Origin of the sequence: Streptomyces sp. NPDC059900, assembly GCF_050270335.1 — a bacterium.
GTDB lineage: Bacteria > Actinomycetota > Actinomycetes > Streptomycetales > Streptomycetaceae > Streptomyces.
The window spans coordinates 12,503-27,133 of sequence record NZ_JBNNJZ010000070.1; the positions used below are offsets into that span (position 1 = coordinate 12,503).

Consider the following 14,631-nt stretch of genomic DNA (forward strand, 5'->3'; position numbering starts at 1 on the left):
AGCTGACCGGACGCGAGCGCGAGGTCGCCGTGGCGGTCGGCCGGGGCCGCGGCAACTCCGAGATCGCGAAGGACCTGTCCGTGAGCCTGACCTGAGCGCCTCAAGCCGCCGCCGGTGCCGCCCCGTTCACCGAGGTGGGCAGCGCTGCGTCGATCCGGAAGCCGCCGTCGCCGGTGGGCCCGGACTCGATGGTGCCCCCGGCCAGGCGGACCCGCTCCGTCAGACCGATGAGGCCGTGTCCCCCGCTGGGCAGCAGCGGCGCACCGTCGGCAGCCGGTTCCGCGGGCCTTCCGGGCGGACCGTTGACGATCCACACCCGCACGGTTCGCGCGTCGAACGCGAGATGGATCCGCGTCGTGGCGCCGGGCGCGTGCTTGTGCACGTTGGTCAGGGCCTCCTGTACGACCCGGTGCGCGGCCCGCTCGACCGGCTCCGCCAGCGGCTGCGGCTCGCCCTCGACGAGCACGGTGACGGGAAGACCGGCGGACCGTGAGCCGTCGGCGAGTTCGGTGATCCTGTCGACGACCGTGCCGGGGACGGGCCGCTGCTCGGCGGACGCGCCCTCCGACTCCTCCTGGGCGGCGTCGGACCCGGCGGCCGGGCTGTTCCTGAGCAGCCCCAGCATCTCGCGGAGCTCGGTGAGGGCCCGCCGCCCGGCGGTCTGGATGATCTCCGCGGTCTCGCCCGTCACCTGCGGGTCGTGGGCGACGGCGCTGAGCGCGTTGGCGTGGACGACGATCAGGCTCACCTGGTGGGAGACCACGTCGTGCATCTCGCCCGCGATACGCCGGCGCTCCTCCTCCCGCGCGGCCTCGGCGACGAGCCGCTGTTCGCGCTCGGCACGCTCCGCCCGCTCGACGAGACCGGCGACGACGGCCCGCCGCTCGCCCGCGTAGAGCCCCAGGAGCAGCGGCACCAGGCAGGAGAGGACGAAGTTCACCGAGAACCAGAGCGCCAGCGTCCGGAAGCTGGACCACGCCGCCGCGTCCCAGGGCGCGAGAACCACGAGCCCGATCCCGGCGGAGGCCCACACGGCCCGGCGGCTGTGCGGCCCGCGATAGGCGCCCACCGCGTAGTAGGCGAGGGGCGTCACGAAGGGCGAGATCTGGAGGATCTTGGCGAGCAGACCGGCGGCCAGCACGAGTTCGGGGGCCCGGCGCCGTACGAGCAGCGGCAGCGGGCTCACCGCGGCGAGCAGCAGGTTCACCCACTGCGCCGACGGTCCTATGTAGGGGTTCTGGAAATTGCTGATCAGCGCGGGCACCAGGGCGAGGACCACGAGGACCACGTCCGCGACGCGCGGCGACAGACGGGGCGAACTCCGTACGGGCTGCGCCGGGAGTCTCTGCGCCATACCGCCGTCGCCGGAGGGCAGCAGCGCCCAGTTGCTCACGGTGTTGCGGAAGTGGCGGGTGCGACTGGTGGTACTCACCCGGCGAGGATAGGAGGCGGCGCCGCCCGCGCACCAACGACGAAGGCCCCCGCTGCGAACAGCGGGGGCCTTCGTCGTATTGCCCGGTGAGAGCAATGGCGGAGGATACGAGATTCGAACTCGTGAGGGGTTGCCCCCAACACGCTTTCCAAGCGTGCGCCCTAGGCCACTAGGCGAATCCTCCGCCGCAAACAATACAAGACGTTGGGGAGTGCTCGCGAACACGATCCACTCGGCGGCTCCCCGGGGTCACCCCGAGGTCAGATCGCCGCCTCCCGGCGTCGCTTCGGCCGCCGGGGATCCGCTAAGGTGGGCGTCAGCCCCTCACGTGGCGCTATCTGACTGAACTCCCCCAGGGCCGGAAGGCAGCAAGGGTAGGTTGGCTCTGGCGGGTGCGTGGGGGGCGCTTTGCGTTGGGGCGGTCCAGGTTGTCAGTGGTCGCCATTAACCTCGTATGCGTGTCGTCTCTCGCGTTGTACCGCCGCTATCGCCCGGAGTCGTTCGCCGAGGTCATCGGGCAGGAGCATGTAACCGACCCGCTGCAGCAGGCGCTGCGCAACAACCGGGTCAATCACGCCTACCTGTTCAGTGGTCCGCGCGGCTGCGGCAAGACGACCAGCGCGCGCATCCTGGCCCGCTGCCTCAACTGTGAGCAAGGTCCCACTCCCACGCCCTGCGGCGAGTGCCAGTCCTGCCGGGACCTGGCACGGAACGGGCCGGGTTCGATCGACGTCATCGAGATCGACGCTGCTTCGCACGGAGGCGTGGACGACGCCCGTGACCTGCGCGAGAAGGCCTTCTTCGGACCCGCGTCGAGTCGGTACAAGATCTACATCATCGACGAGGCCCACATGGTCACCTCGGCGGGCTTCAACGCCCTCCTGAAGGTGGTCGAGGAGCCGCCGGAGCATCTCAAGTTCATCTTCGCGACGACGGAGCCCGAGAAGGTCATCGGGACGATCCGCTCGCGCACGCACCACTACCCCTTCCGGCTCGTGCCGCCGGGGACGCTGCGCGAGTATCTGGCGGAGGTGTGCGGCCGGGAGCAGATGACCGTCGAGGAGGGCGTGTTCCCGCTGGTCGTGCGGGCCGGTGCCGGGTCCGTGCGTGACTCGATGTCCGTCATGGACCAGCTCCTCGCCGGTGCGGCGTCGGACGGTGTGACGTATGCCATGGCGACGTCCCTCCTGGGCTACACGGACGGGTCGTTGCTCGACTCCGTGGTCGAGGCCTTCGCTTCGGGGGACGGGGCGGCCGCCTTCGAGGTCGTCGACCGCGTCATCGAGGGCGGGAACGACCCGCGGCGCTTTGTCGCCGACCTCCTGGAGCGGCTGCGGGACCTGGTGATCCTCGCTGCGGTTCCGGACGCGGCGGAGAAGGGGCTCATCGACGCCCCGTCGGACGTCGTGGAGCGGATGCAGGCACAGGCGGGCGTCTTCGGCGGCGCGGAGCTCAGCCGCGCGGCCGACCTCCTCAACGAAGGCCTCACGGAGATGCGGGGTGCGACGTCGCCCCGGCTCCAGCTCGAACTGATCTGCGCCCGCGTGCTGCTCCCGGCCGCGTACGACGACGAGCGCTCGCTCATGGCCCGCCTGGACCGCCTTGAGCGCGGCGGCAACTTCGTGGCGGCGGGGCAGGGGGGCGGCCCGGCCATGGGGTACGCGCCCGGTCCCGAGGCGCATGCGGGGGTGCAGCAGCCGGGGGGCGCGATGCCTTCGGGTGCTGGTGCTCCGCAGGGTGCGCCGCAGGGTGCTCCGCAGGTTGCGCCGGGGGGCGGGGCTGCGGCTGCGCGGGCGGCTGTGCGGGGCGGGGGGCCGGGGGCTCCTGCTGCGCCTGCTCCTACGCCTGCGCCCGCTCCTGAGCCGGTGGCTCCGCCGGTTCAGGAGGCTCCGGCTGCTCCGGCTGCCCCGGCGGCTCCGGCTGCTCCTCCGGAGGCGGCTGCCGCGCCGCCGGCCGGTGAGCGGCGGCCCGGCGGGTGGCCCACGGCGTCGGCGCCGGGCAGCGGCCCGTCGAGCGCCGCTGCCCCTGCGTCTGCTCCTGCCGCTGCCACTCCGCCGCCGGCGGCCCCCCGCCCCGGCGGCTGGCCCACGGCCGCGGCGGCGGGCGGCGGTGCTCCGGCTCCGCAGCAGCCCGCGCAGGCGACGCCCGCTCCGGCGGCCTCCCCGGCTCCCGCACCGGCCCCTGCGCCTGCCCCGGCCCAGGCGGCTCCCGTGGGCGGGCCCGACCCGCGTTCCCTGTGGCCCAACATCCTCGACGCGGTGAAGGGGCGCCGCCGCTTCACCTGGATCCTGCTGAGCCAGAACGCCCAGGTGGCGGGCTTCGACGGGACGACGCTCCAGATCGGCTTCGTGAACGCGGGGGCGCGGGACAACTTCGCGAGCAGCGGCAGCGAGGATGTGCTGCGGCAGGCGCTTTCGGAGCAGTTCGGGGTGCAGTGGAAGGTCGAGGCGATCGTCGACCCCTCGGGGGGCTCGGCGCCGCCGCCCGCCGCGGGCAACTTCGGGGGCAGCGCGCCGCCCCCCTCGCGCCCGGCTCCGCAGCCCCAGCAGCCGTCCCCGCCGCCCGCCGCGAACCGGACGCCGGCCCCGGCTCCCGCGCCCGCTCCGGAGCGCCGTGCCCCTGAGCATGTCTCCGCGGAGGACGACATCCCGGCGGACGACGACCCCGACCTGGTCGAGTCGGCCCTCTCCGGCCACGACCTGATCGTCCGCGAACTGGGCGCAACAATCCTCGAGGAATACAACAACGAACCCTGATCCCGGGGCCCGGGCGTCATCCGGGGCAATCGGGTGGGTGGGCGCGAAAGATCCGCCGCGGAGCGGCAGGCCAGCGTGGAGCCGAGCCGCAGACGAAGACGGATACCCGGAGCCGGGGAGTGCAAGTCAAGCGGCTGGGGCTGGAGGAACGTACAAGCGGGGAGGGCGCTGGAGCTGGGGCTCCTGTACGAACGCACTGGGCCACGCCAGCTAGGCTGACGCCCGTGAAGGTCCTCGTCATCGGCAGTGGTGCCCGCGAACACGCCCTGTGCCGCTCTCTGTCCCTCGACCCCGACGTCTCCGCCCTGTACTGCGCCCCCGGCAACGCCGGCATCGCGGACGCGGCCGAGTTGCACCCGGTCGACGCCCTCGACGGCAGCGCGGTGGCCGCCCTGGCCACCCGGCTCGGCGCCGACCTGGTGATCGTGGGCCCGGAGGCGCCCCTGGTCGCCGGAGTCGCCGACGCCGTACGCGACGCCGGAATCCCCTGCTTCGGGCCGTCCGAGGAGGCCGCCCGGCTGGAGGGTTCCAAGGCCTTCGCCAAGGACGTGATGGCGGGCGCCCAGGTGCCCACCGCCCGGTCCTACGTCTGCACGACCCCGGAAGAGATCGACAAGGCCCTCGACGCCTTCGGAGCGCCGTACGTCGTCAAGGACGACGGTCTCGCCGCGGGCAAGGGCGTCGTCGTGACCGACGACGTCGAGGCCGCCCGCGCCCACGCCCTCGCCTGCGACCGCGTCGTCATCGAGGAGTTCCTCGACGGCCCCGAGGTCTCCCTCTTCGCCGTCACGGACGGCGTCACCGTCGTCCCGCTCCAGCCCGCGCAGGACTTCAAGCGCGCGCTCGACGGCGACGAAGGCCCGAACACCGGCGGCATGGGCGCCTACTCGCCCCTCCCGTGGGCCGACCCGAAGCTGGTCGACGAGGTCATGGAGAGCGTGCTCCAGCCGACCGTCGACGAGCTGCGCCGCCGGGGCACCCCCTTCGCGGGGCTGCTTTACGCGGGCCTCGCGATCACCAGCCGCGGCGTACGCGTCATCGAGTTCAACGCCCGCTTCGGCGACCCCGAGACCCAGGTCGTCCTCGCCCGCCTGAAGACCCCGCTCGCCGGAGTCCTGCTTGCCGCCGCGAACGGCACCCTCGCCGACCTCCCCCCGCTGCGCTGGAGCGACGACGCCGCGGTGACGGTGGTCATCGCCTCGCACAACTACCCCGGTACGCCGCGCACCGGCGACCCCATCGAGGGGCTCGGCGACGTGGCGGCACAGGATGCCCCCCACGCGTACGTCCTGCACGCCGGGACGAAGCGCGACGGCGACTCCGTGGTCAGCGCGGGCGGCCGTGTGCTCTCCGTGACGGCCACCGGCACGGACCTGACGGCGGCGCGCGAGCGTGCGTACGCGGCGCTGTCCCGCATCCGCCTCGACGGCTCCCAGCACCGCACGGACATCGCGGCGAAGGCGGCGGCCGAGGCGTAACCAGAGGCGGCAACGGCTCACGGGCCCCGGATCCGACAGCGGATCCGGGGCCTTGTTCGTCCCGTAATCGCCTTGCCACCCTCATACACCTCTGCCCAAAGCCATTCGATCGAGTGACCGCTCGCCCATCCGGCTGACGATGCCCGACACCCCAACTAGGGTGCGGCGCAAGCGGTTCAGGTGCCCAGAGCCAAACAGACCACCGGCATTGCGATGTCGGTGGCGGGTGCCACAGTGGGGGAGTGAGCAAATCCATCGGCGGCTGCCGTCCGCCCGGCGACCCGGCCCCCGGCCGGGCAGCAGGCGGCACAGGCAGCAGGGGGTGACATCGGTCGTGTCAGGTACGGGTGTGGACGTGGGCGTGCAGTCAGCGCGTTCCCAGGCGCTCGCCGTGCTGCGCATCCGCAGCAGGGCCGTTGCCGTCGCACTGCTGCCAGCGGCCGTCGCCGTCGTGCTGATCGCCGGTGGGACCACGGGCCATATGAGCGGCGGCAGTTGGGACGTCGTGCGCGGCATCGTGATCGCCGTCGCCGTCCTCGTGCTGCTCGCCGCCGCGGGCGTCGCGCTCGTGATCGCCCGCTCCAGGCCCGCCGTCAGCCCGACGGTCCCGATCACCGAGAGCTCGGCCCCCGATCTGTACCGCCTGGTGCGCGACCTCGCCGACCGCCTGGACGTGCCCGCACCGTCGGCGATAGCGCTCACCCCGGACTGCGACAGCTGGCTGGAGGACCGCACCCACCCCGCCCACGGCCCGCCCGCGGAGACATCAGGACCGGCATCGGCGAAGGACCCGGCCCATGGCGTCCGGGACGGCCGACCCGGCCCCCGCCGCCAGGCCCCCGTGGCTCCGGTGCTCGTCATCGGCTCCCCCTTCCTGTGGTGGATGCGGGTCGGCGAGCTGCGCGCGGTGCTCGCCCCGGTCGTCGCGGGCACGGGCCCCTCGGCGCATCCCGACATAGCCGCGGCCCGGCGCTTCATCCGCGGTCTCGACGCGGCGGTCGCGGTCAGCTCCGCTCCGGGGCGCGGCCCGCTCGTGCGTACGGTCCTCGGCGGCGTCGGCTGGGTGACGCGGCTGCTCCTGCGCAGCTGCCGGGGGCACGCCGGCGAGATGGAGCGCGGGGTCGCGGCAGCCGCCGCCGAGCGCGCCCAGGCCGTGGACTACGGGGTGCGGATCGTCGCCCAGGAGCAGGTGGGCCTGGCGTATGCCGGGTGGGACCGGCTCCTGACCAAGGTCGCGCTTCCCGCGTGGCGGATGGGCCGCTGGCCTTCGCGGCTCGACGCGGGCGTGGTCTCCGCCCTCACCGAGCTCTCCCGCAGGGACCGCCTTGCCGAGGGGTTCACCTCTCGGCTGGGTGAGCGCCCCGCCTGTGACCTCCTGGAGGAGCCCGGCTCGGTGGACGAGGCGGCCTCGCTGCTCGCCGCCCGCCTTTTCCACGGCGGACCCGCCGAGCAGACGCCGGACTGGGCGCCGGTGGCGTGGCAGGAGTATCCGGACGAGGTCGTCGACCGCAAGTGGCGCATGGACGCCGCCCGCCTCCACCGCGTCCTCGACTCCCTGGGCGTCGGCCACCGCTCCGGCTCGTCGGCACCGGACTCCGCCGGGCCGACGCTGGGCCGCGTACTCGACCACCTGACGGCGGAGAACCCCGGCCCCGCCCGGCCGGACCTCACCGAAGCCGCGGCCGAAGCCGATGCCGGGTCCGCCCACCCCGAAGCCGAACTCGAAGCGATCCTCACCGAAGCCGAAGCCGCGCACCCCGAAGCGCACTCCGGGGCGCTCACCGGAGCGCTCGCCGAAGCCGACGCCGACACCGAAGAAGAAGAGCCCGCGGACGGCCCCGGCGGACGCCTCGCCGCAGGCCTGACCGCGGAGCTCGCCCGCGAGGAAGCCGCCGCCCCGCCCCGCCCCGCGCCCACGGGACAGGGCCCGGACGACGCCCTCTGGGACGACGGCATGCTGCCGCTGTTCCCGCTCCAGCCGCCGCGCACGGGAAGGGAGTTGCTGGCCGACCACGTCACGGCCCTCGTCTGCTGCGCCGCCGTGGACACGGCGGGCGCGGCCCCCGGTCTCGACTGGCTGGACGGCCCGTCCCTCCTGATCGACGGCGAGCGCGCGAAGGACCTCGCGCCGCACGTCATGAGCCTCGTGGAGGACGGCGACCCGATCCCCCTGCGCGGCTGGCTCGCCCGCCTGGGAGTCCGCCCGGAAAAGCCGGTCCGCCTGGTCTGACCGACGGGGACCGGCCCCGGGTCCGGCCGACTGCGCCCGGGACCAGCCGACTGCGACCGGCCCGAGCCGGGACACTCCCACCGGCCCCACCCACGCCCCGAGTTGCCCCCCGTCCCGCCCCCGCCAGCGCGCGGCCCGCGGAACGCTTCCTTCCGTTCTCGTCGATTAGCGACGAACGGTGACGGAGTGCGTGCGTAATGTGATGTGCTGGGACCGTCCGCCGTACGGGACTTGCCGGCAGCACCGCCGCGTGAGGACGGCGAACAGCCGCATCAGGAGACAGCACCACCACAGCGCAGTCTCGGGGGAGCAGTGAGGGAGGGGTACAAACATGGGGTCGGAGCAGATCCGCAGGTGGGAATCGGGCGCCCTGGCGCACGCCGTGACCGACCCCTTCGGCCAGGGGCCCCTGCCCTGGCTCCGAGGCGCGGAGCACTACTTCGACGACACCGGCCAGGTCGTTCCCTGGTACATCGACCACGCCCCGGCCCCCGGCGCGCAGAACATCCCCTCGCCCCGCGGCAACCGCGTCCGTACGAACGGCCCCCGCACGGCCGATGACGTGCACGGCCAGATCAAGGGCTTCGCGTCCACCGGCGCCGCGGCCCCCGGCGAGGCGATCGACTTCCATGTGACGGTCGACCCGCCCCAGCAGTTCTACGTCGACATCTACCGCATCGGGCACTACGGCGGAGACGGCGCCAGCAAGATCAGCACGAGCCCCCGACTCTCCGGCCTCGTCCAGCCGGCCCCGCTCACCGCCGACCGCACGGTCTCCTGCCACCACTGGTGGCTCTCCTGGCGCCTCCACATCCCGAGTTACTGGAGCGTCGGGGCGTACGTGGCGGTCCTCACCACGGTCGACGGCTATCGCTCGCACGTCCCGTTCACGGTCCGTGACGACCACCGGGCGGATCTCCTGCTGCTCCTGCCCGACATCACGTGGCAGGCCTACAACCTCTACCCCGAGGACGGCCGCACGGGCGCCAGCCTCTACCACGCCTGGGACGAGAAGGGCCGCCTCCTGGGCGAGAGCGAGGCCGCGCACACGGTCTCCTTCGACCGTCCGTACGCGGGCGCGGGCCTGCCCCTGCACGTCGGCCACGCCTACGACTTCATCCGCTGGGCCGAGCGGTACGGCTACGACCTCGCGTACGCCGACACCCGTGACCTGCACGCGGGCCGCATCGACCCGACCCGGTACCGCGGCCTGGTCTTCCCGGGCCACGACGAGTACTGGTCGTCGAACATGCGCCGCACCACGGAGCAGGCCCGCGAGCACGGCACATCCCTCGTCTTCCTCTCCGCCAACACCATGTACTGGCAGGTGGAGTTGGGCCCCTCCCCGTCCGGCGTGGCGGACCGCCTGCTCACCTGCCGCAAGCGCCATGGTCCCGGCAAACCGGCCCTCTGGCGGGAGCAGGACAAAGCCGAACAGCAACTCCTCGGCATCCAGTACGCGGGCCGGGTCCCCGAGCCCGCCCCCCTCGTCGTGCGCAACGCCGACCACTGGCTGTGGGAGGCGACCGGCGCGCACGAGAAGGACGAGATCGCGGGCCTGGTCGCGGGCGAGGCCGACCGCTATTTCCCGCGCACCGCGCTCCCGGAGCACCGGGACCGCATCCTCCTCGCCCACTCTCCGTACGAGGACTCCGACGGCGTGAAGCGCCACCAGGAGTCGTCCCTCTACCGCGCCCCCTCCGGCGCCCTGGTCTTCGCCTCCGGGACCTTCGCCTGGTCCCCGGCGCTCGACCGCCCCGGCCATGTGGACACCCGCGTCCAGCGCGCCACGGCCAACCTCCTGGACCGCATCTGCAAACGCGACTGACGCTCACCGGCATCCCCCTGGCCGCGAGCCCTCTCCCCATGCGGGAGAATCAGCAGCATTCAGTCAGAACCACGGGGAGGAACCGTGTCCGGATTCGTAGAAAAGCCCGAGCCGCTTCAGGTGCCGGGCCTGGTGCATGTGCACACCGGCAAGGTGCGCGACCTGTACCGCAACGAGGCGGGCGACCTCGTGATGGTCGCGAGCGACCGCATGTCCGCCTACGACTGGGTGCTGCCCACGGAGATCCCCGACAAGGGCAAGGTCCTCACGCAGCTCTCCATGTGGTGGTTCGAGCAGCTCGCCGACCTCGTCCCCAACCACGTCATCTCCACCGACCTGCCGCCCGGCGCCCCCGCCGAGTGGGAGGGCCGCACCACGGTCTGCAAGTCCCTGGCGATGGTCCCGGTCGAGTGCGTGGCCCGCGGCTATCTCACGGGCTCGGGCCTGCTGGAGTACAACGAATCGCGCACCGTCTGCGGCCTCGCGCTGCCCGACGGCCTGAGCGACGGCTCGGAGCTGCCGGGACCGATCTTCACGCCCGCCACGAAGGCGGAGGTCGGCGAGCACGACGAGAACGTGAGCTACGAGGAAGTGGCCCGCCAGGTGGGCGCGGAGACGGCCGCCCAGCTGCGCCAGGCGACCCTCGCGGTCTACGGCCGCGCGCGTGACATCGCCCGCGAGCGGGGCGTGATCCTCGCCGACACGAAGTTCGAGTTCGGCTTCGACGGCGAGACCCTTGTCATCGCCGACGAGGTCCTCACCCCGGACTCGTCCCGGTTCTGGCCCGCGGACAGCTGGCAGCCGGGCCGCGCCCAGCCGTCGTTCGACAAGCAGTTCGTCCGCGACTGGCTGACCTCGCCGGCCTCCGGCTGGGACCGCAAGAGCGAGCAGCCGCCGCCCCCGCTCCCGCAGGACGTGGTGGACGCCACCCGCGCCAAGTACATCGAGGCGTACGAGCGTCTTACGGGCCTGCCCTGGTAGGGACGCCCGCGACGGCAGACGAAAGCGGCAGACGAAAGAACCCCCGGTGCGAGGCACCGGGGGTTCTTCATGTGGAGCGGACGACCAGGTTCGAACTGGCGACCTCAACCTTGGCAAGGTTGCGCTCTACCAACTGAGCTACGTCCGCGCTGCGCCGAAGCGCGAGGCCAACTATACCCAACCTCGCCGGCGTGCGAGACGCACCGCGGCATGACGGTTCTCCGCCCCGGTCTTCGTGACGGCCGACGAGAGGTAGTTGCGGACGGTCCCCTGGGACAGCGCGGCCCGCTCGGCGATCTCCGCGACGGGCGCGCCGTCGGCGGCCAGTTCGAGCACTTCGGCCTCACGGGCGGTCAGCGGCGAATCCCCCGCGGAGATCGCGTCGGCGGCCAACTCCGGGTCCACATAGCGGTTACCTGCGTGAACGGTACGGATGATCTCGGCGAGGCGCTGGGCGCTGACGGTCTTGGGCACGAAGCCCCGTACCCCCACCGCGAGCGCCCGTTTGAGATGCCCCGGTCTGCCGTGACTCGTCACGATCATCGTGCGGCAGTGCGGCAGTTCGTCGCGCAGCGATGTGGCCACACTCACACCGTCGGCGCCCGGCATCTCCAGATCGAGGACGGCCACATCGGGCCGGTGGGCCCGCGCCATGGCGAGCGCCTCGGGTCCCGTCGCTGCCTCGGCGACCACGACGAGATCGTCCTCAAGGGCGAGGAGCGCGGCGAGCGCGCCCCGGATGAGGTGCTCGTCGTCGGCGAGCAGTACACGCAGGCTCACAGCCCCACCTCTTCCGGCTCCCGTGCCCCCGCAGGTTTCTGCGAGCGGGGCAGCGGCACCTGAGCGGCCAGGCGGAACGTGCCGCCGCCTGAGGTCACGTCCAGCGTTCCGTCCACCATGGCCAGCCGCTCCCGGAGCCCGGCAAGGCCGGACCCCGTACTCTCCGGGACGATTTCGGGCGCCCCGTCGTTCTCGATCGTCAGGGTCGTACGTTCGCCGGTGACCGTCAGCACGATGTCGCACCGCTGCGCGTCCCCGTGCCGCAGCACATTGGTGGTCGCCTCCCGTACGACCCAGCCCAGCGCCGACTGCACGGAGACCGGCAGCCCCGCCGACGATCCGCTCACCCGGCAGTCGATTCCCGCCGCCTCCAGTACGCCCTGCGCACCGGCGAGTTCGACCGCGAGGTCGGCCTCGCGATAGCCCCGCACCACTTCCCGCACCTCCCGCTGCGACTCCCGCGCGATCCGCTGCACCTCGACCATCTGGTCGACCGCCTCGGGGCGCCCACGCCTCGCGAGCTGCACCGCGAGTTCGCTCTTCAGCGCGATGACCGCCAGATTGCGCCCCATCACGTCGTGCAGGTCACGCCCGAAGCGCAGCCGCTCCTCGGCCACCGCGAGCCGCGCCTCGACCTCGCGGGCGCGGTCGCCCTCCCACATCACGGCGAGCGTCCAGGCGCCGCAGCGCGAGGTGAGCAGCGTCAGGAGACCGGCGACGACGATGATCACGGCGAGCCCGACGAGTTCGCCGCCGCGCACCCCGACGGCGGCGAACGCCCCCACGAGCAGGACGTCGAGCGCGGCGAAGTGGACGAAGAAGCGGCGGATCGGCACGGCGAAGCCCAGTGCCTGGCCGAAGGGAACGGCGAGGAACAGCAGCGGGAAGCCGATCATCTCGTCCTTGACGCCGTCGGTCGCCGTCAGGGCGAGGGCGAGCCCGAGGCCGACGGCCATGAGGGCCCCCGCCACTGCGAGATCGCGGCGCGGCATCCCCGCGCGCTTCAGATAGTGGTCGACGGACCGGCGCAGCGAGCGGTTGACGTGCACGCACTGGAGGGCGGCCACCGCGATCAGCGTCCAGCCGAGGATCATCGGCAGCGTCTCGTGCTTCATGCTCACGCCGAGCGGCAGGGACGCCCAGCTGAGGAAGAAGAACCACGGCATGACGTGCCACATGACCATGCTCTGGAACTCGACCTTCTCGATCTTGTTCCGGTCCCGCCACTCCTGCTTCCACCACCCCCGCACCCGGCCACCGACCACGCCTGACCCCTTCCTCAACGCCGCGGCTCCCACCGGAACCACCGGCGTACAGCAAACACCGAGACCACGGTCCAGGCCACCGCGAGCGCCAGGGCGCCCAGGGTGTCGGCCCCGGAGAGCTCCCCGGTCCAGCCGCCGCGGATCAGCTCGATCACCGGCGAGAGCGGCAGCAGCTCGCAGACGGCGGCGAGCTTGTCCGGCATGACTTCGAAGGGGATGAAGAGGCCCGAGCCGAACATCGAAGCGAACATCAGAGGCATGCTCATGACCTGCGCGGACTCCGTGGACCTGCTGAAGCCCGCGGTGACGGCGCCGAGCGCGGCGAACATCACGATCCCGAGCAGCAGACCGAGTACGGCGAGATGAGGCGCGCTCGGCGCCCCCGCGTCGAGCAGCACCGCACAGCCGACCGCGAGGACGAGACACTGCGTCACGCCGATGGCGATCGAGGGCAGCGCGGCACCGGCGAGGATCTCCGGGTCCCGCAGCTCACCGGTGCGCAGCCGCTTCAGCACGAGTTCTTCGCGGCGGGCCACATAGACGGCCGTCAGCGCCGAGTAGACGGCGAAGAGCAGCGAGAACCCGATGGCACCGGGCAGCACGACCGTCCCGACGGAGAGCCCCGTCCCCTTGAGGTCCATGCCTTTCGCGGCCTGCTGCACGCTGAAGGGCAGCACGAGCGGCACGAACAGCGCCGCGAACAGTGTCCCCTTGGCGCGCCCCAGCAGCGTCAGTTCGGCCCGCGCAAGGGACCGCATCCGCCCGGCGGGGGTCGTCGTCGCCACCGGGTTCATCGTCGTCGTACTCATGCCACCGTCTCCTTCTGCGCAACACCAGCCGCATCAGCGGCACCAGCGGCACCAGCCGCACCCTCGGCATCCCGCGCGATCCGCAGGAACGCCTCCTCCAGCGATGCCGCACGCACGTCGAGCCGGCCCAGCGAGACGTCGGCGTCCCGCGCCCACAGGAGCAGCCCCGTCGCCGCCCGCTGCAATTCGTGCGTACGCAGCCGGACCCGGCCGCCGACCACCTCGTGATCGCTCACCCCGAGTTCGGCGAGCGGCGGCAGATCTCCGACGAAGTACCCGGTGGGCAGCTCGAAGGAGACGTGCGACGGCTGCTCGGCCACCACGTCGGCGACCCGTCCCGAGGCCGCGATGCGCCCCTCGTGCATGATCGCGAGCCGGTCGGCGAGGTTCTCGGCCTCTTCGAGGTAGTGCGTGGTGAGCAGCACGGTCGTGCCGCCGTCGCGCAGGGCCCGTACCAATTCCCAGGTCTCGCGGCGCCCTTCGGCGTCGAGCCCGGTCGTCGGTTCGTCGAGGAAGAGCACTTCGGGCTTCCCGATGAGCGCCGTCGCGAGATCAAGGCGCCGCTTCTCGCCGCCGGACAGCATCTTCACGCGGACGCCGGAGCGCTTGCCGAGCCCCACGATGTCCAGGGCTTCCGCCACGGGACGGGCGCCGCTGGTGCACCCGGCCCACATCCGGGCGGTCTCGGCGACGGTCAGTTCGGAGGGGAATCCGCCCTCCTGGAGCATGACGCCGATCCGGTGGCGGACGTCGCCGCGTTCGGCGTACGGATCGTGGCCGAGCACCCGCACCCGCCCCCCGGCGGGTGCGGCTAGCCCTTCGAGGAGTTCGAGGGTGGAGGTCTTGCCCGCGCCGTTCGTCCCGAGCAGTGCGAAGAGCTCACCTCGTCCGACGGAGAACGAGACTCCCCGGACCGCCTCGAAACCGCCCCCGTACACGCGCCGCAGATCGGTCACGTCGATCACTTGGTCAGTCATGACAGAAGCGTCCCCCGCTCCCGGCCGCCGGAGCAGTGCGCGCTGTCACCGGCTCGCATGACAAATGTCAGAAGCGGGGGAGACACGAAGAAGGC

10 protein-coding genes, 2 tRNA genes and 1 other RNA gene are annotated in these 14,631 nt (G+C 72.5%); 6 read left to right on the forward strand and 7 right to left on the reverse strand.

The genetic code is table 11. The features are described from left to right. Positions 1-100: 100 nt before the first annotated feature. Positions 101-1,432, reverse strand: coding sequence for a sensor histidine kinase (locus ACQKIP_RS13440; RefSeq protein WP_365861459.1), 1,332 nt, complete (start codon positions 1,430-1,432; stop codon positions 101-103). A gap of 96 nt (positions 1,433-1,528) precedes the next feature. After that, positions 1,529-1,616, reverse strand: a tRNA-Ser gene (locus ACQKIP_RS13445). 131 nt (positions 1,617-1,747) lie between these two features. Here ACQKIP_RS13445 and ffs point away from each other — a divergent pair. The 6 genes from ffs (at position 1,748) to ACQKIP_RS13475 (ending at position 10,705) form a co-directional block, all read left to right on the forward strand. Beyond that, positions 1,748-1,846, forward strand: an RNA gene (ffs, locus tag ACQKIP_RS13450) — signal recognition particle sRNA small type. Between the two features lie 44 nt (positions 1,847-1,890). Next, positions 1,891-4,188 carry a DNA polymerase III subunit gamma and tau gene (locus tag ACQKIP_RS13455; protein ID WP_365861461.1) on the forward strand — a complete coding sequence of 766 codons (2,298 nt, stop codon included), beginning with the start codon at positions 1,891-1,893 and terminating at the stop codon, positions 4,186-4,188. 224 nt (positions 4,189-4,412) lie between these two features. After that, the gene (gene purD / locus ACQKIP_RS13460) at positions 4,413-5,666 is read left to right on the forward strand and encodes a phosphoribosylamine--glycine ligase (RefSeq protein WP_365861463.1); all 1,254 of its coding nucleotides are present in this window, start codon (positions 4,413-4,415) and stop codon (positions 5,664-5,666) included. A gap of 334 nt (positions 5,667-6,000) precedes the next feature. Then, the gene (locus ACQKIP_RS13465; RefSeq protein ID WP_365861465.1) at positions 6,001-7,896 is read left to right on the forward strand and encodes a hypothetical protein; all 1,896 of its coding nucleotides are present in this window, start codon (positions 6,001-6,003) and stop codon (positions 7,894-7,896) included. Positions 7,897-8,227: 331 nt separating this feature from the next. Next, on the forward strand, positions 8,228-9,724 hold the full coding sequence (locus tag ACQKIP_RS13470) for a N,N-dimethylformamidase beta subunit family domain-containing protein (RefSeq protein WP_365861466.1): 1,497 nt from the start codon (positions 8,228-8,230) through the stop codon (positions 9,722-9,724). Between the two features lie 84 nt (positions 9,725-9,808). After that, entirely contained in the window at positions 9,809-10,705 is an 897-nt protein-coding gene (locus ACQKIP_RS13475; RefSeq protein WP_365861468.1) for a phosphoribosylaminoimidazolesuccinocarboxamide synthase, read from the forward strand. 72 nt (positions 10,706-10,777) lie between these two features. Here the strand turns inward: ACQKIP_RS13475 and ACQKIP_RS13480 are convergent. The 5 genes from ACQKIP_RS13480 to ACQKIP_RS13500 form a co-directional block, all read right to left on the reverse strand. After that, positions 10,778-10,853: transfer RNA gene (locus tag ACQKIP_RS13480), tRNA-Gly, on the reverse strand. A 23-nt stretch (positions 10,854-10,876) separates the two neighbouring features. Further along, on the reverse strand, positions 10,877-11,485 hold the full coding sequence (locus ACQKIP_RS13485) for a response regulator transcription factor (protein ID WP_365861469.1): 609 nt from the start codon (positions 11,483-11,485) through the stop codon (positions 10,877-10,879). Further along, entirely contained in the window at positions 11,482-12,750 is a 1,269-nt protein-coding gene (locus ACQKIP_RS13490) for a sensor histidine kinase (protein ID WP_365861471.1), read from the reverse strand. Before ACQKIP_RS13490 ends, ACQKIP_RS13485 begins: the two co-directional genes overlap by 4 nt. A 14-nt stretch (positions 12,751-12,764) precedes the next feature. Further along, positions 12,765-13,559 carry an ABC transporter permease gene (locus ACQKIP_RS13495; RefSeq protein ID WP_365861472.1) on the reverse strand — a complete coding sequence of 265 codons (795 nt, stop codon included), beginning with the start codon at positions 13,557-13,559 and terminating at the stop codon, positions 12,765-12,767. Continuing rightward, the gene (locus ACQKIP_RS13500) at positions 13,556-14,536 is read right to left on the reverse strand and encodes an ABC transporter ATP-binding protein (protein WP_365861474.1); all 981 of its coding nucleotides are present in this window, start codon (positions 14,534-14,536) and stop codon (positions 13,556-13,558) included. The genes ACQKIP_RS13495 and ACQKIP_RS13500 overlap by 4 nt, the downstream gene beginning before the upstream one ends. Positions 14,537-14,631 lie beyond the last annotated feature (95 nt).